The 24,028-nt window shown below is 75.2% G+C and carries 23 protein-coding genes; 11 read left to right on the top strand and 12 right to left on the bottom strand.

From position 1 onward, the window contains the following. Positions 1-3: 3 nt before the first annotated feature. Together A2CP1_RS16905 and A2CP1_RS16900 are read right to left on the bottom strand one after the other, a co-directional pair. Positions 4-744, bottom strand: a complete 741-nt coding sequence (locus tag A2CP1_RS16905; protein WP_015934501.1) for a RibD family protein — start codon at positions 742-744, stop codon at positions 4-6. A gap of 79 nt (positions 745-823) precedes the next feature. Beyond that, complete coding sequence (locus A2CP1_RS16900; protein ID WP_015934500.1) at positions 824-1,882, bottom strand: NAD(P)-dependent alcohol dehydrogenase; 1,059 nt, start codon at positions 1,880-1,882, stop codon at positions 824-826. Between the two features lie 247 nt (positions 1,883-2,129). On the opposite strand from A2CP1_RS16900, the gene A2CP1_RS16895 reads away from it, so the two are divergent. The 3 genes from A2CP1_RS16895 to A2CP1_RS16885 all read left to right on the top strand — a co-directional run bounded on the left by A2CP1_RS16895 (position 2,130) and on the right by A2CP1_RS16885 (position 4,726). Then, complete coding sequence (locus A2CP1_RS16895; RefSeq protein ID WP_015934499.1) at positions 2,130-2,927, top strand: tryptophan 2,3-dioxygenase; 798 nt, start codon at positions 2,130-2,132, stop codon at positions 2,925-2,927. After that, complete coding sequence (locus A2CP1_RS16890) at positions 2,924-4,102, top strand: kynureninase (RefSeq protein ID WP_015934498.1); 1,179 nt, start codon at positions 2,924-2,926, stop codon at positions 4,100-4,102. The genes A2CP1_RS16895 and A2CP1_RS16890 overlap by 4 nt, the downstream gene beginning before the upstream one ends. A gap of 69 nt (positions 4,103-4,171) precedes the next feature. Further along, complete coding sequence (locus tag A2CP1_RS16885) at positions 4,172-4,726, top strand: hypothetical protein (RefSeq protein WP_015934497.1); 555 nt, start codon at positions 4,172-4,174, stop codon at positions 4,724-4,726. Between the two features lie 144 nt (positions 4,727-4,870). Here the strand turns inward: A2CP1_RS16885 and A2CP1_RS16880 are convergent, their stop codons facing one another. Both A2CP1_RS16880 and A2CP1_RS16875 read right to left on the bottom strand, forming a co-directional pair. After that, positions 4,871-7,441 (bottom strand): multiheme c-type cytochrome, encoded by a 2,571-nt coding sequence (locus A2CP1_RS16880; protein WP_015934496.1) that lies wholly within the window; start codon positions 7,439-7,441, stop codon positions 4,871-4,873. A 292-nt stretch (positions 7,442-7,733) separates the two neighbouring features. Then, positions 7,734-8,492 (bottom strand): Mut7-C RNAse domain-containing protein, encoded by a 759-nt coding sequence (locus A2CP1_RS16875; protein WP_015934495.1) that lies wholly within the window; start codon positions 8,490-8,492, stop codon positions 7,734-7,736. 205 nt (positions 8,493-8,697) lie between these two features. On the opposite strand from A2CP1_RS16875, the gene A2CP1_RS16870 reads away from it, so the two are divergent. The 5 genes from A2CP1_RS16870 to A2CP1_RS16850 all read left to right on the top strand — a co-directional run bounded on the left by A2CP1_RS16870 (position 8,698) and on the right by A2CP1_RS16850 (position 12,711). After that, the gene (locus tag A2CP1_RS16870; protein ID WP_015934494.1) at positions 8,698-9,324 is read left to right on the top strand and encodes a PH domain-containing protein; all 627 of its coding nucleotides are present in this window, start codon (positions 8,698-8,700) and stop codon (positions 9,322-9,324) included. 354 nt (positions 9,325-9,678) lie between these two features. Next, positions 9,679-9,951, top strand: coding sequence for a hypothetical protein (locus A2CP1_RS16865; RefSeq protein ID WP_015934493.1), 273 nt, complete (start codon positions 9,679-9,681; stop codon positions 9,949-9,951). A 21-nt stretch (positions 9,952-9,972) separates the two neighbouring features. Next, positions 9,973-10,305, top strand: coding sequence for a hypothetical protein (locus A2CP1_RS16860; RefSeq protein ID WP_015934492.1), 333 nt, complete (start codon positions 9,973-9,975; stop codon positions 10,303-10,305). Positions 10,306-10,442: 137 nt separating this feature from the next. After that, on the top strand, positions 10,443-11,726 hold the full coding sequence (locus tag A2CP1_RS16855; protein ID WP_012633848.1) for an IS1182-like element ISAde2 family transposase: 1,284 nt from the start codon (positions 10,443-10,445) through the stop codon (positions 11,724-11,726). Positions 11,727-12,333: 607 nt separating this feature from the next. Continuing rightward, on the top strand, positions 12,334-12,711 hold the full coding sequence (locus A2CP1_RS16850; protein ID WP_245529817.1) for a hypothetical protein: 378 nt from the start codon (positions 12,334-12,336) through the stop codon (positions 12,709-12,711). A 61-nt stretch (positions 12,712-12,772) separates the two neighbouring features. On the opposite strand, the gene A2CP1_RS16845 is transcribed toward A2CP1_RS16850, so the two are convergent. From A2CP1_RS16845 to A2CP1_RS16825, 5 genes are all read right to left on the bottom strand, one after another. Continuing rightward, complete coding sequence (locus A2CP1_RS16845) at positions 12,773-14,590, bottom strand: nitrite/sulfite reductase (RefSeq protein ID WP_015934490.1); 1,818 nt, start codon at positions 14,588-14,590, stop codon at positions 12,773-12,775. Between the two features lie 9 nt (positions 14,591-14,599). After that, positions 14,600-15,949 (bottom strand): uroporphyrinogen-III C-methyltransferase, encoded by a 1,350-nt coding sequence (cobA, locus tag A2CP1_RS16840; protein WP_015934489.1) that lies wholly within the window; start codon positions 15,947-15,949, stop codon positions 14,600-14,602. After that, positions 15,946-16,179: a hypothetical protein gene (locus tag A2CP1_RS16835; RefSeq protein WP_015934488.1), complete on the bottom strand. Its 234-nt coding sequence runs from the start codon at positions 16,177-16,179 to the stop codon at positions 15,946-15,948. Before A2CP1_RS16835 ends, cobA begins: the two co-directional genes overlap by 4 nt. 8 nt (positions 16,180-16,187) lie before the next feature. Continuing rightward, positions 16,188-17,525, bottom strand: a complete 1,338-nt coding sequence (locus tag A2CP1_RS16830; protein WP_015934487.1) for a YeiH family protein — start codon at positions 17,523-17,525, stop codon at positions 16,188-16,190. A gap of 310 nt (positions 17,526-17,835) precedes the next feature. Beyond that, the gene (locus A2CP1_RS16825; protein ID WP_015934486.1) at positions 17,836-19,119 is read right to left on the bottom strand and encodes a hypothetical protein; all 1,284 of its coding nucleotides are present in this window, start codon (positions 19,117-19,119) and stop codon (positions 17,836-17,838) included. A gap of 159 nt (positions 19,120-19,278) precedes the next feature. On the opposite strand from A2CP1_RS16825, the gene A2CP1_RS16820 reads away from it, so the two are divergent. Next, positions 19,279-19,989: a hypothetical protein gene (locus tag A2CP1_RS16820; RefSeq protein ID WP_015934485.1), complete on the top strand. Its 711-nt coding sequence runs from the start codon at positions 19,279-19,281 to the stop codon at positions 19,987-19,989. Positions 19,990-19,992: 3 nt separating this feature from the next. Here A2CP1_RS16820 and A2CP1_RS16815 read toward each other — a convergent pair whose 3' ends face one another. Next, positions 19,993-20,733 carry a DUF4384 domain-containing protein gene (locus A2CP1_RS16815; protein WP_015934484.1) on the bottom strand — a complete coding sequence of 247 codons (741 nt, stop codon included), beginning with the start codon at positions 20,731-20,733 and terminating at the stop codon, positions 19,993-19,995. Next, positions 20,730-21,215 carry an RNA polymerase sigma factor gene (locus tag A2CP1_RS16810; protein WP_012527255.1) on the bottom strand — a complete coding sequence of 162 codons (486 nt, stop codon included), beginning with the start codon at positions 21,213-21,215 and terminating at the stop codon, positions 20,730-20,732. The genes A2CP1_RS16815 and A2CP1_RS16810 overlap by 4 nt, the downstream gene beginning before the upstream one ends. A gap of 68 nt (positions 21,216-21,283) precedes the next feature. Here A2CP1_RS16810 and A2CP1_RS16805 point away from each other — a divergent pair, with 68 nt between their 5' ends. Together A2CP1_RS16805 and A2CP1_RS16800 are read left to right on the top strand one after the other, a co-directional pair. Continuing rightward, positions 21,284-21,907: a YceI family protein gene (locus A2CP1_RS16805; protein ID WP_245529816.1), complete on the top strand. Its 624-nt coding sequence runs from the start codon at positions 21,284-21,286 to the stop codon at positions 21,905-21,907. Then, positions 21,904-22,713, top strand: coding sequence for a Rieske 2Fe-2S domain-containing protein (locus tag A2CP1_RS16800; protein ID WP_015934482.1), 810 nt, complete (start codon positions 21,904-21,906; stop codon positions 22,711-22,713). Before A2CP1_RS16805 ends, A2CP1_RS16800 begins: the two co-directional genes overlap by 4 nt. A gap of 10 nt (positions 22,714-22,723) precedes the next feature. Here the strand turns inward: A2CP1_RS16800 and A2CP1_RS16795 are convergent, their stop codons facing one another. Then, positions 22,724-23,962 (bottom strand): CHRD domain-containing protein, encoded by a 1,239-nt coding sequence (locus A2CP1_RS16795; protein WP_015934481.1) that lies wholly within the window; start codon positions 23,960-23,962, stop codon positions 22,724-22,726. Between the last annotated feature and the right edge of the window lie 66 nt (positions 23,963-24,028).

Genomic DNA, 24,028 nt, shown 5'->3' with positions numbered 1-24,028 from the left:
GCGTCAGGGGCGGCCGCGGGCCGGGGCGGCCGCGTTCACGACGCGGTACCGGACCCACAGCAGATCGCCGGGGCGGCGCTCCGCCGAGAGCAGCCGGAGGCGCAGCCTGGGCCCGGACTCGCCCGCGTCGAACAGGGCGGGCGTCCCGACGCTCCCGTCGGCCACCGGGGCGACGAGCAGGCTCAGCTCGTCGATGACGCCCGCGGCGAGGAAGGACCCGTTGATCTTGCCGCCGCCCTCGAGGAGCAGCCGGCGGATGCCGAGGCGCGCGCGCAGCTTCCCGAGGACCGCCGGCACGTCGATCCGGTCCCGGCCGCCGAACAGGTACGACACGCCGCGGTCGCGCAGGAAGCGGAGGTAGCGGTCCGGGACCCGCTCGGTCAGGACCGTGACGGCGTGCTCCGCGTCGATGGCGCCCGACTCCCAGCGCAGCCTGCCGGAAGGGTCGAGGGCGATCGCGTACGAGGGCGCTTCGGCCCGCGCGATGAAGTCGGTGCGCGGGACGCGTGCCCGGGGCCCGCGCGCCGGGAGCGGTGCCCGTCCCGCGTACGGCGCCATGGAGATGCGACCGATGATCCAGGCGTCGGCGCCGAGCGCGGCGTGGATCCGTTCGTACTCGGCGCTCAGCCGCGCGGACCGCGGCCAGCCGTCGGTGACGATGCGCCCGTCCACCGAGGGGCCCATGTGGCAGATGACGTACGGTCGCCCGGAACGGCCGGACGACCTGGAGCGCTTCGGGGACATCGTCGCGACCTCCGTCTCACCGCGGGCCCGGGCCCCCGGCGGCGCGATCCTACCGCCGCGCGGGAGCCGGCGCGGGCCTTCACCCCGCCTGGAGCGAGGCCATGTCGATCGAGAAGCGGTACTTCACGTCCGAGCGGAGCATCCGCTCGTAGGCCTCGTTCACCTGCTGCATCGGGATCACCTCGACGTCGGCGGTGATGCCGTGCGAGCCGCAGAAGTCGAGCATCTCCTGCGTCTCGGCGATGCCGCCGATGGGCGAGCCGGAGATGCTGCGGCGGCCGAGGAGCAGGCCGAACGCGGCGACCGGGAGCGGCTTCTCCGGCGCGCCGACGAGCGTCAGGTTGCCGTCGCGGCGGAGCAGGGCCACGTACGCGTTGAGGTCGTGGTCGGCGGCGACCGCGTCGAGGATGAAGTCGAAGCTGCCGGCGTGCTTGCGCATCTCGTTCGCGTCGCGGGAGAGGACCACCTCGTGCGCCCCGAGGCGGAGCGCGTCCTCCCGCTTGCCGGGCGAGGTCGTGAACACGACCACGTGCGCGCCGAGCGCGCGCGCGAACTTCACGCCCATGTGGCCGAGCCCGCCCAGGCCGACCACGCCGACCTTCTTGCCCTCCTTCACGCCCCAGTGCCGCAGCGGCGACCAGGTGGTGATGCCGGCGCACAGGAGCGGCGCGGCGGCGGCGGGATCGAGGTTCGGGGGGACGTGCAGCACGAAGTGCTCGTCCACCACGACGCTGCCGGAGTAGCCGCCGTAGGTCACGCCGCCGAGGTGCCTGTCCGGCGCGCCGTAGGTGAGGACCTGGCCCGCGCAGAACTGCTCGAGGCCGGCCCGGCACTCGGGGCAGGTGCGGTCGGAGTCCACCATGCAGCCGACGCCGACGAGGTCGCCGGGCGCGAACCGCGTCACCTCGGCGCCGACCTTCGCGACGCGGCCGACGATCTCGTGGCCCGGCACGCAAGGGTAGACGGTGGACGCGAGGCTGCTCCACTCGTTGCGCACGGTGTGCAGGTCGGAGTGGCAGATGCCGCAGTAGAGGATCTCGATCTGGACGTCGCGCGGGGTCGGGTCGCGGCGCGGGATCGTGGTGGCTGCGAGCGGGGACGTCGGGCTGGTGGCGGCGTACGCCTTGGCGTGGAACATGTGGCTTCCTCCGGGGCTCGCCGCGGCTCCACCGGGAGCCGGGCGGCGGGGAGGAAGCTACGCGCGCGCGCGGCGCCACGAAACGGGCGGATCGCGCATGGGCCGTTCAGGAAAGCTTCACGGTGCGCGTCGCGGCGCGCGCCGTCCACGGGCGCCGGCACGTCGGGCTGGGCGGCGCCGCGTCCCCGACGGAGCGCGGCGGGGCGGACCGCCCCGGCCCGTGTTAGGCATCCCCGCCGGAGGACGCATGACCGATCCCTCGGCCCACTCGGCGGCCCTGACCTACGGCTCGTACCTCGCGCTCGACGAGCTCCTCTCGGCGCAGCGGCCGCGCTCCGAGGAGCACGACGAGCTGCTGTTCATCGTGGTGCACCAGGTCTACGAGCTCTGGTTCAAGCAGGTGGTCCACGAGCTGGCCCACCTGCAGGAGCGGCTGCACCGGGGCGAGGGCGGCCACGCGCTCGCGACGCTGAAGCGCGTCCTCACCATCCTGAAGACCGTCGTGTCCCAGGTGGACGTCATCGAGACGATGACGCCGCGCCAGTTCACCGCGTTCCGCAGCCGCCTGGAGGCGGCGAGCGGGTTCCAGTCGGCGCAGTTCCGGGTGCTGGAGGCGATGCTCGGGCGCCGGGACGAGCGGATGCTCGCACCCTATCCGCCGGGCGGTCCGGGGCACGCGCCGATCGCGGCGGCGATGGCGGCGCCGTCGCTGTTCGACTCGCTCCTGCGCTACCTCGCGACCCAGGGCTTCGCGCCGCCGCCGGTCCCCGAGGCGCGCGCGGCGGGCTGGCGCCAGCCGTCCGAGGCGGTGCAGCGCGTGCTGCTGGACGTGTACCGCGCCGACGGCGAGGCGGCCCTGGTGTGCGAGCGCTTCGTGGACCTCGACGAGGGCGTGCAGGAGTGGCGCTACCGGCACGTGAAGATGGTCGAGCGGACCATCGGCGACAAGCCGGGCACGGGCGGCTCGGCGGGCGCGCAGTACCTGCGCACGACGCTGTTCACCCCGGCGTTCCCCGACCTGTGGGCGGTGCGGGGCGCGCTGTGAACCCGCTCGCGCGCCACTACACGCGGTTCCGGGTGGCGGAGCGGCTGCTGCTCACGGGCCACTCGCACCAGGCCTGGCCGGACGTCGCGCGGGAGGGAGTGCTCGAGGCGTTCGAGGACGCGGCGCGCGAGGTGGACGGGAAGTGGGGGCGGGCGCTCGCGAAGGCGGAGCGGGTGCGGGAGGGGTTCCGGGCGCTGCTCGCCGATCCCGGCGGCGAGCTCGCGCTCGGTGGGAGCACGCACGAGCTGGTGCTGCGGTTCCTCTCGGCGCTCGACCTGCGGCGGCGCCGGCGGCTGGTCACGACCGACGGCGAGTTCCACACGCTGCGGCGGCAGCTCGCCCGCCTCGGCGAGGACTGGCTCGAGGTGGAGGTCCTGCCGGCGCGGCCGGTGGACACGCTCGCCGAGCGGCTGGCCGCGCGCGCCGGCGACCGGACCGCCGCGGTGCTGGTCTCGGCGGTCCTGTACGAGGACGCGCGGATCGTCCCCGGGCTCGGAGGGCTCGCGGAGGCGTGTGCGGCCCGCGGGGTCGAGCTGCTGGTGGACGCCTACCACGCGCTCGGCGCGATGCCGTTCGCGCTCCCGGCCGTGGGGCTCGGGTCGGCCTGGATCGTGGGCGGCGGGTACAAGTACCTGCAGCTGGGCGAGGGGAACTGCTTCCTGCGCCTGCCGCCCCACGCGCGCGGGCTGCGGCCGGCCGTCACCGGCTGGTACGCCGAGTTCGACGCCCTGGCGGACGCGCCGCGCCCGGACCTCGTCCCGTATGGCCGCGGCGCCGCCGCGTTCGCGGGCTCGACCTACGACCCGACCAGCCACTACCGCGCGGCGCGCGTGATGGACTACTTCGGCGCGCAGGGGTTGACCCCGGAGGCGCTCCGCGCGAGCTACCGGCGCCAGGTGGACCTGCTCGCGGCGCGCTTCGACGCGCTCGGCCTGGACGACGCGCTGGTGGGGCGCGACCGCAGCACGCCGCTCGACCGGTTCGGTGCGTTCCTGGCGCTCGACACGCCCCGCGCGGCGGCCCTGCAGCGCGCGCTCGTGGCGCGCGGCGTGCTCGCCGACAGCCGCGGGCGCCACCTGCGGCTCGGCCCGGCGCCCTACCTCGACGACGCGCAGCTCGAGGCCGCCATCGAGCGGCTGGGCGAGGCGGCGCGGGAGCTCCGAAGCGAGCCGTGAGATGATGGCCGGACCATCCGTCGACGGGACGTCACCGCCGCGCAACCCCGGGCACCACGTATCGTGACCATGAACCGATCGTTCACGCAGTGCGCGCGCCAGCTGGCCGCGCTCCTCCTCGTCGCGCCGCTCGCCGCCGCCGCGCAGCCGCGCGACGCCCGCGGGAAGGGCGCCGCGCTCCCCGAGCCGTCACTGCAGGTCATCCTGAGGAGCCGCGACACGCTCGGCCTCGACGCCGGCCAGGTCGTCACGCTCGAGCTGAAGCTGAGCGAGGTCCAGCTCCGCGCCCGGGAGCTGGTCGCGGAGCGCGACCGCGACGTGGAGGCGGCGAGGTCGGGGCCGCAGAACGGGGCGTCGGGGCCGGGCGAGGGAGCGCTCCGCGGCGGCACCGGCGCCGCCCCGCCGCCTGGGGCCGTCCAGGTCCGGGACCAGCGCCTGCTCGCGGACTATCAGGCCCTGGACGCCGCCAGCGTCCATGGGATCCGGCGCATCTTCCGGCCGGAGCAGCTCGAGCAGCTCGATGCGCTGCTCGCGCGACGCGCCGAGGCGCTGGGCAGCGCGCAGCGGCGGCCGGCGCCGCCGCAACCGGGTACGCCGGCGGAGGCGCCGGCTCGCGCACCCTGAGCAGCGATCGGCGTCCGCGGCCGTCGCCGCGGTCACCGCGGAGGCAGGGCAGGGCGCCGAACGATCGGGGCGGAGGCGCCGGATGGCACCCCCGCCCCTCGGGAGCAACGGGGAGGATCGCTCCCCGCCGCCTCGCAGCGGTCGCTACGGCACCGCGTCGATCAGCGTCTGGCGGCCGTTCTCGAACTCCGATGGCGCCCAGCCGTTGTCGTACGCGTGCCGGCGCAGCCGGAACTGCTCGATCGCGTCATCGGACTGGTGGCAGCTCATGCACGACGCGGTGGTCGGGCCGAGGAGCTGGTCGTCGGCGAGGACGTTCCACGGCGCCACGCCGGCGTCGTAGGTGACCCCGACCACCTGCCTCGGATCCGGCAGCACGTCCGCGGTGGTGCCCGTGAGCGTGTCCACGTGGCAGGCGCCGCAGTCGTTCAGCGCGCGCGGGTACTCCACCTCCACGAAGCGGTGCGGGCGCCACGTCCCGTCGGTGCTGGCGGGCAGGTCCGCCTGCGCCTTGCAGGTGCCGTCGGTGTTCGCCACGACCGAGTAGTCCTTGCCGGTGGCGGAGGAGCCGTACACCTTGCAGTAGGTCAGCGGCCCGTCCTCCTCGTCCACGCAGGTGACGCACGCGTCGCCGGACGGCCAGTTCGGCAGCACCGCCAGCGCCTCGGCGGAGCCGAAGAAGAAGATGCCGTTGGTGCGGTAGTACATGAGGCCTCGGCCGGTCTCGCCGGCCGAGTGGATCGCGTGCACCATCGTGCGGAGGTCGTACGTCTGGCCGTTCAGGCCGTCGTACGCGTTCGCGGCGCTGATGCCGATGTCCACGCGGCGGTTCTGCTCGCTCGACGCCGGGTTGTGGCACATGACGCACAGCTCGATGCTGTCCACGCGGCTGCCGCCGTGCTGGTACAGCGTGCCGAAGTGGCACGCGTTGCACTTGTCCACCGAGACGATCTGGCGGCGGACGACGTCGGGCACCGCGCCGTCGGCGACCAGGAACTCGCGGGTCGGGGTGGTGGCGCGGACCCAGACGACGTTGCCGTTCGAGAACCGGACCTGCGGCTTGCCCTGCAGCGCGAGGATGCCGCGGGTGGCCGTGGTGCCCTGGAGCGGCAGCACCGTCGTGGCGACGTGGTTCGCGTCGCAGGTGGTGTTGGCGGTGGTGAGCAGGGTGGAGCCGTTGGGCTGGCCGGGCAGGATGGTGGTGGACGCGCCGGTGAGGCCGTCGTTCACCCAGTCGTCCGCCTGCGCGTACGACCGGATGAAGCTCATCGAGTTGCCGCAGCCGGCGGTCGTGTTGGTGCAGCCCTCGGTCGCCAGATCCGGCGGCGTCCGGAAGAACACCGGGCCGACGGCGTAATCGTCGTTGCAGGGATCCCAGGCCGCGCCGCCCTCGTCCGGGTTGGTCGCGGTCCAGGTGACCGTCACGTCCGCGACGCCGACCGTCACGCCGGTGATCGCCAGCTTGATGGTCGAGGCGAGCACGATCGACTGGTCGGCGCCGTCCCAGATCAGGCCGGCGCGCTCGGTGACCTGGCCGTCGTGGAACATCGCGGCGGTCTGGCCGTCATGGCACGGGCTGCAGGAGGAGAACGGCGTGAACGCGGCATGGTTGTAGGTGCCGGAGCTCGGCGCGCTCGGGAACGCGCCCAGGTCGTCGTGGCAGGACACGCACAGCGCGAAGGACACCGGGGCACCGGCGGCCGCGGCGAGCTGGTCGGGGCCTCGGTGGCAGGTGGCGCAGTTGTTCATGTTGCCCGGGAAGCCGTTCGAGAAGTCGTGGAAGCTGGTCCCGTTGGTCCAGAGCCAGTGGTAGACGCCGTCCGGCATGTTCTTCGAGTTGTGGATGCCGTGGACGATGCCCATGAGGCCGGTACCGCGGGTCCCCTCGGCGGGATCGACGCCCACGATCGGCGGCGTGACGTTGGCGTTCGCGGCGACGTACCCGGTCAGCCGCGTCTCGACCGCGCCGTCGCGGTTGTGGCAGACCACGCACGGGCCGATGCCCTGCGGGTTGGTCACGTCATGGGCCGCGCCGCGCCAGATGTGGTTGCCGTGGCAGTTCAGGCAGGCTTCGTCGCTCACGGAGCCGTGCGCCGCCTCGCCGAGCGTGGCGACCACGGTCGCGGTCATCTCGTCCGGGCCCATGGTGCTCAGCATGAACGTCGTGCCGGGCGCCGGGTCCGCCGCGAAGCCGGACACGGTGATGGTGTAGTTGCCGCTGCCGTTGCTCGAGACGGCCCACTGCACGTTCGGATCGCAGGTGGCGCTCGCGACGGTGCCGCACGGGATCTTGGTGCGGCGGCCGGCGCGGAGGGCCGGGTCGTAGACCCAGAACGCGTCCTCGTTGTGCGCGCGCAGCGTCGCCGCCTTGTCCGTGAAGTCGATCCGGTTCACGCCGTTCACCTTCACGTTGAAGCGGAAGGTCACCGCGTGCGTCTCCGGGTTCACCCTGATCGTGTAGCGGTCGTCGGTGGACAGCGTCACCTGGACCGCGTCGTTCGGCGCGAGCGCGTGGACGGACGCGATCGACCCTGCGTGACAGCCGGCGCACGCCTCGGTGGTGGCGAGCGGCGGCGCTCCCTGATCACCCTTGTCGCCCTGGTCCCCCTTGTCGCCCTGCGGCCCCTGCGGGCCCACCGGCCCCTTGTCGCCCTGACAGCCGGCGGACAGCGCCGTCGCGACCGCGATCGCGACGAGCATCATCAGCTTCCTCATGACTTCCCCCTCCTACGTCGGGTGCGCTACGGAACCCCGCGAACGTCGGAGCGCGATGAGACGCGCCCGAACCCCACCGGTCAATGCGACGACCGACCACGCCACAATCCGAGATCAATCGAATGGACCGGTGCGGCAATCGTGTCTGCGCAATCGAGCACGCCGGGGAACCTCCTGCGCCCCGGGGCACGCCGCGCACGGGGCGGTCGCTCGTCCCGGAGCGCGACGCGCCCGGCGAGCGCCGCGGCCGGCGCGGTCTCGCATCGCACCCGTCGGCGGCGCAGGACGAGGCTCAGCGCGCGCCGGGCGCGCACTCGGCGAGCAGCTCGGCGACGAGCTGCGCCATCCGCCGGTGGTGCGAGCCGGCCCAGTAGACGCGGCCGCACGGCGGGCACCGGCGGAACGCGCGGTGCCGCGCGCGCACCGCCGGCGGCACGCGATCCGCCACGGCCTCCGGCGCGACCGGCTCGAGCGGCGCGTTGCAGCGCAGGCACCGCCGGAACGGTGCGACGGCGCGCGCCAGGTCGAGCCGCCGGACCACCTCGGTGAGCTGCCGCCGCGGGTCGGTGGCCCGGACCCAGTAGCCGTGGGTCACCACGCGGCGCTTCAGCAGGCCCTGGTCCCGGGTGAGCAGGACGCGGCCCTCGCCGGCGGAGACGGCCGCGAGCTCCTCGTCACCCGCGTCCGGCCACCAGCGCGCGTCGAACCCGAGCATCCGCAGGTGCCGCGCGAGCCGGCCCAGGTGGCCGTCGAGCACGAAGCGCACCTCGCGCAGCGGGGCCGGGCGGACGCGCGCGAGCGGTCCGATGTCGAGCGCCTCGAACACCGGGTAGACGCTCACGCGCGCCCCGTCCCGGAGCGGCCAGGAGAAGCCCACCGACTCCCCGTCCGCGAGGACGAGGTCCACCTCCGTGTGCGGCACGCCCAGCGACTCGATCACGTCCTTGACGGCAGGGCGGCCGTGAAAGGCGTGCTCGAACGGAACGCCGCGCCGGCGCGGCGGCAGGAAGTCGTTCAGCTCGGCGTAGAAGCGGAACGTGGCGCGGGCCATGGGCCGATCCGACGTTAGGCGTCGTCCGCGGCGGTGTCGCGGGCGTGTCGGGGGACGCCCGAGCACGCCGGCGCCGGAGCGCCCCCCCTCCCGCCGCGCGCACGGGCCGACCGGGGCGGTCGTCATCCCGCGACCCACCTCGAAGCGGTGAACGCCCCCAGGGGCGGCCTTCACCGGACGGCGGCCCGTGGTGCAAACTGGCCGCATGCGCGAGAGCCTGATCGCGTTCGCGGTGCTCGCGGTGTTCATGTTCGCTGCGCAGGCCGCGCGGCTCCGGGGCCGCCGGCGCCGGGCCGCGCCATCCCACGTGCCCTGGAAGCCGGGCCAGCCGCTGGTGCTCCGGACGCCGCCGCGGAACGCGCTGCTGTCCTGCGTCACCGCGCTCGTCCCCGCCGTGCTGGTGGCTGCGCTGATGATCCGGTCGTGGGGCGCGCAGCCGCGCCGGGTCGGGCCGGTGGGGATGGCCGGCGGGGCGGCGGTGGTCCTCCTGCTCCTCTCGGTCGCGGTGTTCCAGCTCGCCTCCGCCGCGCGCGCGCACGTGATGGTCCACGACACCGGCCTCGAGCGCGTCGGGGTGTTCGGCCGCCTGCTGGTCGGGTGGGGGAGCGTCGCGAAGCTGTCCTTCAACGGCGCGCAGCGCTGGTTCCACGTGACCACCGACCAGGGTGCGCACCTGTGGCTCCCGCTCGAGGTCGCGGGCATGCCGGAGTTCGCGGCCCTCGCGCTGCGCCGGCTCCCGCGGCAGGTGCTCGAGGCGGATCCGGCGGCGCGCGAGGCGCTGCAGGAGCTCGCCGGCACCGGCGGCGCGCCGCGCTCGCGCAGCGCGATGTGACGCCGGGGCCAGCGCGACCTCGTCGCCGGGCGCGCCCACCGCCTCTCGTCGGGCAGCCGGTCGAACGGCGGGATCGCGCACAGGGCGGCGGCGAGCGTCACGCCGCGACGCTGGCGCGCTCGCGGCCGGGGACAACGGCCGGGCTGCGGCAGCTCGCGCAGGAGCGGATCGCGCGCGATCACGATGTGACGGCAGCGGTCACGCCGCGCGCCGCTCCGGCGACCGCGACCGCCCCGGATCTCGCGCGTTTCGCGGCCCGCTCCGCTCGCGCCGCCCGGCACGAGCGCTGCAGTCCCTGGATCACGTCGAATCCACGACGAAGACGCGGGCGGGACGCCCGCACCAGGAGACAACATGCGCACCCCGACCTTCCTCGCCCTCGCCGCCGCCACCCTGCTCGGTGGCTCCGCCCTCGCCGCCGACCTGCCGCCGAACGCGGGCTCGCACGACGACGTCAACTACGGGGAGGCGACGCACGCCACCCTCGCCACCAGCGGCACCGCCGGCACCGGCGCGGTCGCCGCGGGCCCGAGCTACGACGACACCCGCTACCCGGCCCAGGCGCCGGCACGCGAGCGGCCGGCCCGGCCCGAGGCTGCGCGGATGGCCTGCGCCTGCACGCGCTGAACCGCCCGGGAGGAGACGACCATGAAGCTCCGCCACTCGATCCCGCTCGCCGCCGCGCTCGCGCTCGGCGCCGGCGCAGCCCGCGCCGCGCAGGTCCCCACCGGCACCGACGAGGCGCGCGAGGCCGTGCGCGCGTCGGCGTCGCGCACCGATCTCACCGCCCGGATGCACGGGCATGCGGCCGAGATGATGAAGGGAAAGGATCACCAGGCCGCGTGGGACGCCGCCGTCCGGACCGACGACGGGGAGGCGATGGCCGCGCGCGGCTGGAAGCACACCGAGGAGATGATGAAGGGGCTTGACCACCAGGCCGCGTGGGACGCGACCGACGCGTGGTGGCACGGCGTGCGCTGACGCGCGGGCGGGCAGCCCGACGTGTGGATCGGCGACGCCCGCGCCGCGATGTGCGCGTCGCCGGGGCGCTGAGAGAGCGTGAAGGAATCGGCCGGTGCCCCATGGACTGTGGCCGCCGGCCGTGATCTTCTCGGGGCGTGAGCGAACACGACGCGCCGCGGGTGGTGAGGCCGGTCCGAAATCAACTCTCGCTGCAGCCGACGGACCTCGAAGCGCTGGTCCCGGACGAGCACCCGGTTCGCGCCATCTGGACGTTGGTCGAGCGGCTGGACCTGTCGGCGTTCTACGACGAGATCGCGTCGCGCGGCAGCAATGCTGGGCGGCCAGCGACGGACCCGGCGGTGCTGCTCGCGCTGTGGCTGTTCGCCAACTCGGAGGGCGTGGGGAGCGCGCGGTTGCTCGAGCGGCTGTGCGAGCGGGACGCGCCCTACCGCTGGATCTGCGGCGGGGTGCCGGTGAACCACCATACGCTCGCCGACTTTCGCGTGGAGCACGGGAAGAAGCTCGACCGGCTCATGACGCAGGTGCTGGCCGCGCTCATGAAGGAAGGCGTGGTGCAGCTCCGGCGCGTGGCGCAGGACGGGATGAAGGTCCGGGCGAGCGCCGGCGCGGCGAGCTTCCGGCGTCGTCAGTCACTGGAGCGCTGCCGCAAAGAAGCCGAGGAACAGGTCCGAAAGCTCAGGCGCGAGATCGAGAGCGATCCGTCAGCTTCGACGAAGCGTGTGCAGGCTGCGAAGGAGCGGGCCGCGCAAGCTCGGCTCGATGCCGTCGAGGCCGCACTTGCGGAGGTCGAAGTCGTCGAGAAGCAGCGCGTCGAGCGAGACGAGAAGAAGCCCTCGGACGCGAGGCGTCGCGGCGAGATCCGCGTCAGCACCACGGACGCGGAGAGCCGCGTGATGAAGATGGCGGACGGTGGGTTCCGGCCCGCCTACAACGTGCAGTTCGCGACGGACGAGAGCGGTGTCATCGTGGGCACCGACGTCACGAACAACGGTACCGACCAGCCGCACGTCGTGCCGATGCTCGACGAGATCCGGCGCCGAACGGGCGAGACGCCACGCGAGTACCTGGTCGACGGTGGCTTCGTGACGCTCGACAACATCGAGGCCATCGCAGAGCGGGGCGCGACTCCGTATGCGCCGCTGCCGAAGCCGAAGAGCAAAGCCGTCGATCCGCACGCTCCGAAGCGCAACGACACACCTGCGATCGGGGCCTGGCGCGTGCGGATGGGGACAGAGGACGCCAAGCGCGTCTACGTGCAGCGCGGCGTCCTCGCCGAGAGGACGAACGCAGATCTCCGTGTGCACCGGCGACTCGACCGGCTGAACGTCCGAGGGCTGGTAAAGGTGAAGACGATCGTGCTGCTCGCCGCGATCAGCTTCAACATCATGCGTCTCATCGCGAGCAGACTCTCGGCCTAATCGCCTCCGGACGGGACTCCCGGCGCCGGACCGAGCTCCGCCGGCTGAACGAGCCCTCCGACGCCCCCGCGTCCCCGAAGGTGGGCGCGCTCGACCCCGGGCGCCTGCCCGCGCCGCACCCGCAGCGCGGACGGATTACTTCACGGTCCCTGAGAGCACGTGAACCCATCCCCTCCCGTCGCCGCGGCGGCCGATCCGCGTCGCATCGCGTCGTTGCTCCTCCCTCACATGCCGACGGGCATGCTCGGTCGTCGCGCCTCGCGCTGCTCGCGTCTCGACCGCCTGGCTCGGTCCGGGGATGGATTCACGCGCTCTGAGGCGCGCGCGCCCCGAACGCGCCAGGGACCGGGCGCTGCGCGGAACGACGGGGCGGCGACCCCGGCGGGCAGCGCCGGGCACGGCACCCCGGGCTCAGCTTCCCGGGTCTCGCCAGGCGCTGGCAAGGAGGGCAGCCATGAGTCGGTCGCTTCTGTTCGTTCTCTCACTCGTCGGGGCGACCGCGTGCATGCACGCGGGGCACGCCGCCCCGGAACCCGGCACGGGAGGGGCCGCCGCCGCGACGCCGGGCGCCGCGACGGCGCCGGGCGGGATGGCGGGGATGTGCCCGATGAGCGTGCCCGGCACCCGCCTCTCCGCCGAGGACACCTCCAGCGGCGAGGCGGTGACGTTCACGACGAGCGATCCCGACCAGGTGTCCGCGCTGCGCGAGCGCGTGCACGCGATGGCGGCGATGCACGCCCGCCACCACGCGGGCGGAGACGCGGACCACGGCGCGATGCACGGCATGCACGGAGGTATGGCGGGCATGCAGATGCCGCCGCCCTCGCAGGCGAGCGTCGAGGACGTGCCGCAGGGCGCGCGGCTGGTGGTGACGCCGAACGATCCGGCGGACCTCCAGGCCCTGCAGTCCACCGTGCGCCAGCACGCGACCTACATGCAGGAGCACGGCTGCCCGATGATGGACCCCGCGCAGCACGGCTCCTGACCGTCGCGCGGCGCCGGGGCGATCGCACGACCGCGCACGTCCCGCGTGATGCGCGGGAGCGCTACGCGGCGCGTTCCCCGGCGTCCGCGCCGGGGCGGAAGTCCTCGGTGGCGCCCGGCTCGACGAAGTCCTCGGGCCGGGTGTCCTCGAGCCGCAGCTGCTCGTAGTCCGCCAGGATCGTCTTCGCGCGGTCGAGGGCGCGCGCAAAGAACGGCCCGGCGGCCTCGCCGGCGTGGCGCTCGGCGAGGTAGAGCGACGTCAGCCGCGCCACCGCCTCGGGGATGCGCCGCGCCGGCACCTTGGCGGCGAGCCGGCCGAACGTGGCGCCCCCCGCGTCCACGTGGCCGCCGAGCAGCACGAAGTACTGCGGCACGGCGCGGCCGCCCAGCTTGCGCGCGCTGCCCTGCAGCCCGATGGCGGCGAGGTGGTGCTGGCTGCAGCCGTTCGGGCACCCGGACATGGCGACGGGCAGCGCCGCCGTGCCGGCGCCCGAAACGGCGTGCCGCACCTCGTCCTCGACCAGGCGCGCGAGCGCGCGGGTGCGCGTCACCGCCAGGCGGCACACGTCCGCGCCCGGGCACGCGACCACGTCTGCCGCGGTCCCGGCGCCGTCGCGCCCGAGGCCGGCGGCCGAGAGCCGCGCGTGGAGCGCCGGCACGTCCTCCTCGCGGACCCAGCGCAGGAGCACGTGGCCGCCGCTGGTGAACCGCACCGCGCCGTCCCCGTAGGCCTCGGCCAGCGTCGCGAGCGCCTCGAGCTGGGCCGCGGTCGCGTCGCCCTGGGCGAGCGACACCGCCACGATGGCGTGGCCGGCCTGCCGCTGCGGGAGCACGTTGGTGGCGCGGAACGCCGCCAGCGCGGCCGGCGCGGGCTCGGTGACGATCCGGAGCGGCGGCGGCTCGCCCGGCCCGCGGAGCCGGGCGCCGCGAACCCGCGCGGCGAGGTCGGCGACCGAGGGCGCGGGCGGGCGCGCGGTGGCGGGCGGAGCCTCGACCGGCGGGCGCTCGGGGTCGAACGGCAGCGCCGGGGCGCCCTCGGCCCGCACCTGCGCCAGCTCCGCCAGGACGAGCGCGCGGAACGGCTCGAAGCCGAGCGCGCGGACCAGGAACTTGAGCCGGTTGCGGTGCCGGTTCACGCGATCGCCGCGCGCGTGGAACACCCGGACCACCGCCTCGCCCAGCGCGAGGACGTCCGCGGCCGGCAGGAAGTCCACCAGGAGCGCGCCGACGGTGCACAGCGACGAGGTCCCGCCGGCCACCGTCACCGCGAACCCCCGCGCGCCGTCGCGCAGGCGGGCGCGGAAGCCGAGGTCCTGGATGGCGGTCGCCACGTGGTCGCGGGCGCAGCCCTCGAACGCCACCTTGAACTTGCGGGGAAGCGCGTGGCCGAGCGGGTGGCGCAGGAAGTGACGGGTGAACGCCTCCGCGTACGGGGTCACGTCGAAGACCTCGTCCGGCGAGACGCCGGCGCGCGGGCAGGCGAGCACGTTGCGCACCGTGTTGCCGCACGCGCCCGAGGTGGTGATGCCGGCCTCGGCGAGCCGCCGCATGGCGGGCTCGAGGTCGGCGGGGCGGACGTAGTTGAGCTGGAAGTTCTGGCGCGTGGTGACGTGCCCGAAGCCGCGCGAGCAGCGGGTGGCGACGTCGGCGATCGCCCGGAGCTGCGCGCCGGTCACGGCGCCCTGCGGCAGCTTGATGCGCAGCATGTGGACGCCGTCCTGGCGCTGGCCGTAGACGCCGCGGGGAACGCGGTACGCGCGCCAGGCCTCGGCGTCGAGCTCGCCGCGCTCGAAGCGGCCCAGCGTGTCGACGAAGGCGGAGATCTCGGCGTCGTCCGCGAAGGAGGCGCGGTCGCGCGGGGTGGCGGGCGTGGCGGTCATGGGGTCCTTTCAGGTCGGCCGGGCGTCGGCGCGGGCGGCGGGCTGCGCTTCGGTGGAGTGCGGGGAGCGGAGGGAGAGGGCGGCGACGGCCCCGACCACGAGCGTGCCGGGCAGGTGGGTGCGGTCCGGCGGGAGCGCGAGGCCGGGCAGGTCGGCGAGGCGGCCGCGCCAGGTGTGGACGAGCTCGCCCGACGCGCCCAGGACGAGCGCGGCGGGCGTCTCGGCGGCCCACCCGCGGGCGCGGAGCCGCGCGGCGATGCCGGCGCGCTCGCCCACGCCCATGAGCACCACGAGCGAGAGCGTGCCCGGCGCGAGGCCGTCGAGCACCGGGCCGTACGACGCCTCGGCGTGCCCGGCCACCACCGCGAACGCGGCGGAGGTCCCGCGGTGCGTCACCGGGATGCCGGCGAGTGCCGGCGCTGCGACCGCGGACGAGACGCCGGGGACCACCTCGAACGGCACGCCGGCGGCGGCGAGGGCCAGGGCCTCCTCGCCGCCGCGGCCGAACACGAACGGATCGCCGCACTTCAGCCGGACCACGCGCTTGCCTGCGCGGGCGGCCCGCACCAGCAGCCGCTCGATGGCGCGCTGCGAGACGCTCGGGCGCCCGGCGCGCTTCCCCACGTGGAAGCGGTGGGCCGAGGGCGCGAGCGCGAGCACCGCGGGGTCGACCAGCGCGTCGTACAGGACCACGTCCGCCGTCCGGAGCCGCTCGGCGCCGCGGCGGGTGAGCAGGCCCGCGTCGCCGGGGCCGGCGCCCACCAGCGACACGAAGCCGGGCGGGACGGGGGCCTCGGGCGGCTCGCCGTGCAGCGCGTTCAGCGCGCGGAGCAGGCGCCCGCGGCGCGCCGCGAGCGGCACGCGCGCGGCCTTCCAGGCCGGCCGCTCCGCCTCGGCCGCGTCCACCCAGCCGGCCACCTCGGGCGGGAGCAGCGCGTCCACCGCCTCCCGGAGCAGGCCCGCGAGCGCGGGGGCGCGCCCGGCGGTGGAGATGGCGACGGTGGCGTCGCCGCGGCGGACCACGCCCGCGGTGTAGGCGGTGGCGTGCTCCGGATCGTCCACCGCGTTCACCAGGATGCGGCGCGCCTCGGCGGCCCAGGCCACGTCGCGGTTCACCTCCGGCGTCGCCGCCGCCACGGCGAACCAGGCGCCGTCGAGGTCGCCGCCGCGGAACGGCCGGCGGACCAGCTCCGCCGCCAGCCCGGCGACCTCCTCGCGGATCTGCGGGGCGACCACCTTGACGCGGGCGCCGGCCTCGGCGAGCTGGCGGACGCGGACGGCCGCCATGGCCCCGCCGCCCACCACCACCACCTCGCGGCCGGCGAGCTTCACGAACAGCGGCACGAGCGGCGCTTTCACAGGATCCCCCAGCGGCGGACGTACTCGAGGGACACGCGGTACTCGCGGTCGGCGAAGCCGAGCGCGCGGAGGCGCCGCTTGGCGTCCTGCGCCTCGACCTCGCTCGACTCCGCCACCAGGCCCCGGCGCCCCGCGTGGACGGTGAACCCGAGCTGCGCGAGCGCGCCGCCCAGCGCCGCGGCGCGGGGCGAGCCGGCCTCCACGGTGATGCGGGTGACGTGGTCGACCATGGCGCGCCTCACCGCACCGCGAGCCAGTAGGCGTCGAAGACGTGCGTGGACAGCCAGTAGCCGAGCGGCACGTTCACGAGCACGCCCACCGCGAACGCCGCGAACGGGCGCCAGCCGAACCGGGTCAGCTCGCGGAAGCGGGTGGTGAAGCCGATGGACAGGAACGTCCAGGTGAACGCCCAGCCGCGCAGGTTCTTGAGCGGCCCGATCGCCTCCTTGGCGAACCGGGTGCCGGCGCCGGAGTCCACCGAGGCGAGGATCACCGTGACCCCGAGCGACGCGGCCAGGAAGCCCAGGATGAACTTCGGGAACCGGCGCCAGATCTCGCCGGTCCCGACCTTCTCCGGCGCGCCGGCGCGCTCGCGGTCCCAGCGGGTCACCGAGAGGAAGGCCACCACGAGCGCCCAGACGCCCACGAACATGTCGCGACCGACCACCTTCATGAGCGTGAACGTCTTCACGGCGCGCTCGTCCCCCAGGGCGGAGGCGGCGGCGAAGCCGGCCGCGTCGGCGAACTCCGAGGTGCCGATCCAGGCGCCGGCCACGCCGGGCGCGAGCCCGAGCGCGCGGCAGGCGAAGGGCAGCGCGAAGATCATGGCCACCGCCCACAGGATCACCATCGAGATCGCGACCGAGACGTGGGACTTCTCCGCCCGGCAGGCGCCGCCGATGGCGATGGCGGCGGACACGCCGCAGATGGAGCCACCGGCGCCGAGCGTGGCCGCGAAGCGCGGGTCGAGCCCGAACAGCCGCGTGGCGGCGAGGTGGATGGTGAAGAACGTCGAGACCGCGACCAGGGTGGCCTGCGCGATGGCGAGCGGGCCGGCCTGCAGGATGATGGTGAACGGCAGCGTCGCGCCCATCAGCACGATGCCCACCTTCACGTAGAACTCGGTGCGGAGCGCCGACTGGAACCAGGCGGGCAGCGTCACCGCGTTGCCGAGCAGCATGCCCACCCCGAGCGCCAGCAGCGGGGTCTCGAGCTGCCACTGCTTCAGCACCGCGTTCGAGCCGAGCGCCGTCACCACGATCGAGAACGCGAACAGCAGCGCGAACCCGGCCGCGTACCGGGCGACGTCCCAGCCGATGACGAGCGACGCGACGGAGAACGCCGCCAGGAACGTCCCGAACAGCGCCAGCGGCGCGAGCGGGTTCGCGCCCAGCGCCCCCAGGAGCTTGCCCGCCTCGGACCAGGTCGGGAACGAGAGCGCGGTGGCCGAGACGGCGCGCCCGCCGCCCAGGAAGAACGCGGCGGTGACGGCGAGGACCAGCCCGAGCGCGATCAGGATCGCCCAGGTGTCCTCGCGGCGGTGCCATGGGAGGGCTGCGGTGGCGGCTTTCGACATGGACGTCTCCATCGGGCGCGGCATGGGCCGCGCCGGGGCAGGCGGGAAGGGAGGAGAGGGGGGCGCTCGCCGGCGTCAGCCGCGCATTCGCGCGGGGGGCGCCGGCGGACGACAGGCGCACCGCACCGGCCGTGCGCGCGCGTCGGTTGCGGGAGCAGGGGAGCGCATGGTGAGGGCATCTTGGATGACGGACGTCGCTCCTGTCAAGCGGACAACGGACGATTGTCCGGTTTGGCGGACGGGCGGACCGAACGGCGCGAGCCCGGCCGTGGGCCGGGCTCGCGGGGCTGCGGGCGCGGGAGGGATGCGCCTACAGCGACTTCAGGTACTCGACGAGATCGCTGCGCTGCGCCTGCGTGAGGTGGAGGTCGAGGTGCTGGTCGTAGTGATCGACCACGTCACCGAGCGTCGCGAAGCGGCCGTCGTGGTAGTAGCCGCCCTTCGCGTGCGCGAACAGGCCGCGCAGCGGCGTGGTGCGGTAGCGGCCCTCGGGGCCGCGGTTCGCCTGGAAGTCGTCGATCCCGATCTCGGCCGGCGTGTGCAGGTTCCAGCCGGGCTCGGTGAAGATGGGCGGGACGTGGCAGCTCGCGCACTTCGCCGCGCCGGCGAAGAGCGCGCCGCCGCGGGCCGCGGCCGCCGGGTCGAAGCTGCCCTCGGGCGGGCGGGGCGCGGCCAGCGAGAGCTGGTACGCGTGGAGCGCGGGCAGCTTCGGCGTGACGAGGTCGGGCTTGCCCTCGGGCGGGCGGACGTGCCCGAAGCCGTTGCGCGCGGCGATCGGGAACTTCGTCGCGTCGTCGAGGCGCGGGTCGAAGAACGTTCCCTGGCCGTGCATCTCCAGGTTGGCCACGAACGCGTTCCAGTAGGTGACCTGGCCCCAGCCGGTGAACGTGTGCAGGTTCACGCCGGCGAGGCCGAACGCCGGCGGGATGAGCGTGGCGGCGGTCCTGCCGTCCGGCCGGAAGCCCTTGCCGTCGAGGAACACGGTCGCGTCGAACTTGCCCGGCCCCCACGCGTCCAGCACCGAGCGCAGCGCCGGGACGTCCACGCCGAGCAGGTCCGCGACCGGCTGGAGGTTCGGCGACAGCCCGACGATCGCGCCGACGTTCAGGTCGCGGTTGGGCCAGCCGTCGAGCCGGTGGCCGACCCCGGGCGCGAGCGCGTCGTCCACGGTGGAGTGACAGAGCGCGCAGGTGATGCCGACGGCGCTGAGCGCACCATCCTCGACCTTCGCCTTCACCCCCACCACCGCGTCGCGCGCGAGCAGGTCCAGCGTGACGGCGGGGTCGTTCAGGTTCACCTCGCCGGCGCGGAGCGCGTCGACCGTGGCGGCGGGGAGCGCGTCGAGGTCGACCTTGAGCCCCGCGCCGAGCGCCTGGACCGGGGTGAGGGCGGCGATCGGCTCGTGCAGGCGCAGCACGCCGCTCCAGAATGCCTCGTCACCGAACGTGTCGTACCGGAACACGTGCCGCCCCTCGGTGATGGCGGCGTTCGGCCCTCGCCTCGGCGTCGCGAGCGCCGCGGTGGCGAGGGTGAAGGTGACGATCGTGCCGCCCAGCAGCCAGGCGGCCGTCCCTGCGTTCACGCGTCGAGCCATGTCGGTCCTCCGGTTCCGGTCCAGGCATCGGATGCGCCGGCGCGGCGGCGCGTTTCGTGGGGCTTCATCCGGGCCGTGTGCAGGGCGGGTGGCGCACGGGAACGGTGCGGGGTGTCCGAACCCACGATGACCGCGATCACAGTGCGTGGAGCTGCGGGGGTGGCGCTCGCCCTGGCGCTGGCCGGGTCCGGGCCGGCGCGCGCCGGGGAGGCCGCGAAGACCGGGGAGGCCTCGAAGGCCGGGCAGGCCTCGAAGGCCGGGCAGGCCGCGAAGGCGGGCGACGGCGCAAAGGCCGGCGAGGCCTCGAACGCGGACGTCGGCGCGCCGCACGCGGCGCCCGAGCGTCGCCCCGATCTCGAGCCGCCGCCGCCCGACCTCGACTTCGACCTGCTGGGGCGGCCGGCGAAGCAGGCCGATCCGCGCGTCGAGCGCCAGCTCCAGCGGCGCCGGCTGATGCTGAGGCTGCACCCCGCCGTCGGCCTGGCCACCTGGGCGGCGCTCGCCGCCACGACCGTGGTCGGCCAGCTCGACTTCGACGATCGCTTCCGCGGCGGCGGCGACACCGGTCGCTACCACGCCTGGCACCGAGGCCTTGCCTACGGCACGAGCGCGCTGTTCCTCTCGACGGCGCTCCTGGGGGTGCTCGCCCCGAAGCCGCTGAAGGAGCCGGTCCGGCTCGACACCGCGCTGCTGCACAAGATCGCGATGGGCGCCGCCACGGCGGGCATGGTCACGCAGATCGTGCTCGGCATCGTGGCGCGCCGGCGCGCGGGCAGCCTCTCCGAGCGCGACCTGGCCGCGGTGCACCAGGGCGTGGGGTACGCGACGCTCGGCGCGATGACGGTCGGGGTGACGGTGCTGCTGTTCTGAGGCTCAGCCGCGCTTCTCGATCAGCACCGACGTCTGCGCCGAGCCCCGGGGCAGCCCGCCGATCGCGCGGAGCTGGCGCACGGCCTCGTCGCCCTTCTCGAGCCGCTTCGCCGCGGCGTCCTTCAGCTTCGGCCACGGCACCGGCGCCTTGGTGCAGACCGCGAAGATGCGCGCCGGGCCAGCCTGCCCGTCGAGCACGGCGGTGGTGGGCAGCGCGTGCGGCTCGGCCGGGTGGATGAGCTCCTCGGAGGCCTTGTCGCCCTTCGGCGGGTAGAGGCGCGCGATGTTCCCCTTGGGATCGACCGACAGGATCCACAGGCAGCAGGGCGAGCTGGGGTGGACCTCGAAGCGGAGGGACGCGGTGGCGGGCACCGGCTCGCCATCCGCCACCGGCGCGGCGCGCGCCGCGTCCTGCACGAACACGGACAGCTCCACCGTGGGCGCCGGACGCAGGCGCACCAGGAGGAACACGGCCACCGCGGCGGCCGCGGCGAGGGGGACGGCGAAGCGGAGCCAGTGCAGCCGTGGCGCCGGCCGTGGCGCAGCCGCCGGAGTCGCCCGCACCGAGGCGACCACCGCGTCCACCGTGGCCGGGTAGACCTCGCGTGCGAACGCCTCGCCCTCGGCGCGCATCTCGGCGAGCCGCTCCTGGCAGGCCGGGCACGCGGTCACGTGCGCCGCGTCGGCGCCGTCGGGCGCGAGCAGCAGGGCTTCCAGCCTCAGGTCGGACGGGCAGGCCGTCATCCCTCACCTCGGGCCAGATACTCGCGCGCGGACTCGACGAAGCGGTCGAGGCGACGGCTCACCGTACGCCGGGAGATCCCGAGCGCACGCGCCAGCTCCTCGTGCTCCATCCCGTCCACGAACACCCCCACCGCGACCGCCTGCGTCACCTCGTCGAACCGCGACAGTACCCGCTGCGCGACCAGGCGCTGCGGCTCGGCGGCCGTCCCCGCCGCCGCGCGCGCCGGGGCGAGCTCCAGGGATCGCTCCCCGTGACGCCGCGCGTTGCGCAGGAGGTTGAGGCAGTGGTTGGTGGCCACCCGGTAGATCCAGTGCAGCACCGCCTCCGGCTCGGTCGACGTGGTCCAGTGCCGCAGGAGCTGGACGAAGACGTCCTGCGTCGCGTCGCGGGCCAGCTCGCGATCCCGCAGCAGCCGCAGGCAACGGCGATAGACGGCCGGCCCGTAGGTCCGGTAGAGCCGGGCAGCCGCCTGCTCGTCCATCGGCACCGCACGTTCCTAACGACACCGGCGGCAGGGCGCGTGGGTCCCGGCGCGCCAAGCCCAACGGGGTGCGCGCACCTGGGGTGCAGGTGTCCCCGGGCGCGGAGGCCGGGTGTCTGGACGGCATGATCGCCGCGCTCGCGCTGTCCGTCCTCGCCGCACTCGCCCCAACGGCCTCGCCCGCCGGGGCGGCCCCACGCACCTTCGACGTCGGGCCCGCCAGCACGCTCCGCTACCGGCTGGTCCACAAGTTCCACGCGGTCGAGGGGACGTCCCGCGCCGTGGAGGGGAAGGCGCGGGTGCTGCCGGACGGGACGGTGCAGGTGATGGTCCGCGCGCCGCTCGACTCGTTCCACTCCGGCAACTCGAACCGCGACGCGCACATGCTCGAGGTCACCGGCGCGGCGCGGCAGCCGTACGTGATCTTCAAGGGCGTCGGCCACCTCGATCCACCCGACCGCTACCCGGTGGACGTGCGGGTGCAGCTGCGCGGCGAGCTGACGCTCAAGTCCCCCCGGCCGGTCGAGGCGGCGGCCGCCGTGCACTTCGACGGGCCGGACCGGGCCCACGTCGAGGCGACCTTCCCGGTGAGCCTGGACGCGCACCAGGTCGAGCGGCCGGAGCTGCTGTTCGTGAAGGTGGACGATCGCGTCGACGTGGACGCGCGGCTCGAGCTGGAGGTGGAGCGATGAGCGTCACCCGCCGTCAGTTCCTCGTCCGCGCGCTGGCCGGCGGCGCCGGGGCCGCCGCCGGCGCGGCGCTGCCCGCCTGCGCGCCCGACACGTCCCCGGCCCCGCTGGTGGACGTCGCCGCGCCGGTGAACGGGCGGCTCACGCTGACGCTGTCGCGCCATCCGGCGCTGGCGCGCCCGGGCGGCGCGGTGCGGGCGCGCGCGCCCGGGCTCGCGGATCCGGTGCTCGTGGTCCACGCGGCCGACGGCACCTTCGCCGCCATGTCGAGCACGTGTACGCACCAGGGCTGCCCGGTGGGCTTCGAGGGCGGCGAGGTGATCTGCCCGTGCCACGCCTCCACCTTCGACCTGCTGGGCCGCGTCACGCGCCCGCCCGCGATCCAGGGGCTGGCGGCCTACGCCGCGTTCCACGACCCGGCGCTGGACGAGGTGGCGGTCGATCTCACCGCCGGAGATCCCGGGTTCCCGCGCTGGACGGACGGCGCGGTCGTGTTCCCGCTGGCGGACTTCCCGCAGCTCGCCGCCGACGGTGGCTCGGTGGCCGGCCGGCCGGGCGGCGCGCCGCGGCCGCTCGCGCTCGTGGTCGTGGCGCTCGCCGGCGGCGCGTACGCCGCGCTCGACGCGATCTGCACGCACCTCGGCTGCATCGTGGGGTGGGACGCGGGGCGCGGCCAGGTGATCTGCCCGTGCCACGGCTCGCGCTACGCGCTCGACGGCGCCGTGCAGCACGGACCGGCCACGCGCCCGCTCGGAACGTACGACGTCACCGCCGATGCCCTGGCGGTGACGGTGCACGTCCCGGCGTGAACCCTGCGCCTCAGGGACCGGAGAGCGGCACCAGGATGTCCCCGGGGGCGCCGCGCGCGCCCTGGTGCACGTGGGCGGCGGTCGCGCCGGTGAGGCCGGCCGCGACCACGAACCCGCCCACCTCGCCGCCGCCGCCGTCGTCGAGCGCGAGCAGCCCGGCCCCGAAGCCGGCGGACGTCACCGGCGGTGTCTCCTGCGCGCCGTCCAGCGAGGCGATGCGGAGCGGGCCGCCGCGCCCGAGCTGGCCGCGGATCTCGCCGGCCGGGTTGGCGGTCGTGTGCACGTTGTAGTACAGGCCGCCCGCGTCGAAGGCGGTCCGCTGCTCCGCGGTGAGCGGCTCCGCGTCGTCGCGCACCACCCACAGCCCGGGCCGCCCGAACAGCGGGACGATGATGCCGCCGGAGGTGCCCCTCGCCGCCTGGTGCACGTGCGCGGCGGACTCGGCGGTGAGCCTCCGGGAGATCACGAAGCCCCCCGGCCGGCCGGTCGCGTCGTCCACCACGAGCAGACCCGCGCCGAAGCCGCTCGAGCCGGTGGCGGGGACCTCCTGCGCGCCATCCAGCGCCGCGAGCCGCGCGGTGCCGCGGTGGTCGAGCTGGCCGCGGATCTCGCCGCCGGCGTGGGCGGGGGTGTGGACGTTCACGAACAGCGTGCCTGCCTCGAACGCCTCGCGCTGGGCCGTGGTGAGCGGCGGGGCGCCGTCCGGCACCACCCACACCTCGGGGCCGCCGGCCAGCGGGACGATGATCTCGCCCGGCGCGTCGCGCGCCCCGAGGTGCACGTGGGCGGCGTTCGCGGTGGGGACCCCCGAGGTCACCACCACGCCGCGCATGCGGAGCGTGCCGGGGTCGACCGTGAACGCCGCGGCGCCGAACGCGTTCGTGACGACCGGCGGCGTCTCCTGCGCGCCGTCCAGCGTGGCGATGCGCAGCGGGCCGCCCAGGTCGAGCTGGCCGCGGATCTCGCCGCCCGCGTGGGCGGCGGTGTGCGCGTTGCAGAACAGCTCTCCGGCCGTGAACCCAGCCTGCCCGGCGGCGCTCAGCGCCGGCGCGGACTCGGGGACCACCCACAGCGCGGCGAGCCCCGCGTCGCCGCTGCCACCTCCGCCCCCACCGCCGCCGCCGTCACCGTAGCCGCCACCTCCTCCGCCTCCGCCCCCTCCGCCGTAGCCTCCTCCTCCGCAGGCGGCGAGCAGGAGCGAGGTGAGCAGCGCATGGCGCGACGGCGATCGAAGCAACACGTGTCCCATGGATCGAGTCCTCCCTGGCGCGAGAACGGCCGCCGGGAGTGACACCCATCGTTCGCGCGGGGTGAC

The organism is Anaeromyxobacter dehalogenans 2CP-1 (genome assembly GCF_000022145.1).
Lineage (GTDB): Bacteria > Myxococcota > Myxococcia > Myxococcales > Anaeromyxobacteraceae > Anaeromyxobacter > Anaeromyxobacter dehalogenans.
The sequence above is the reverse complement of the archived record's forward strand: the minus strand, read 5'-3'. Positions and strand labels throughout refer to the sequence as shown.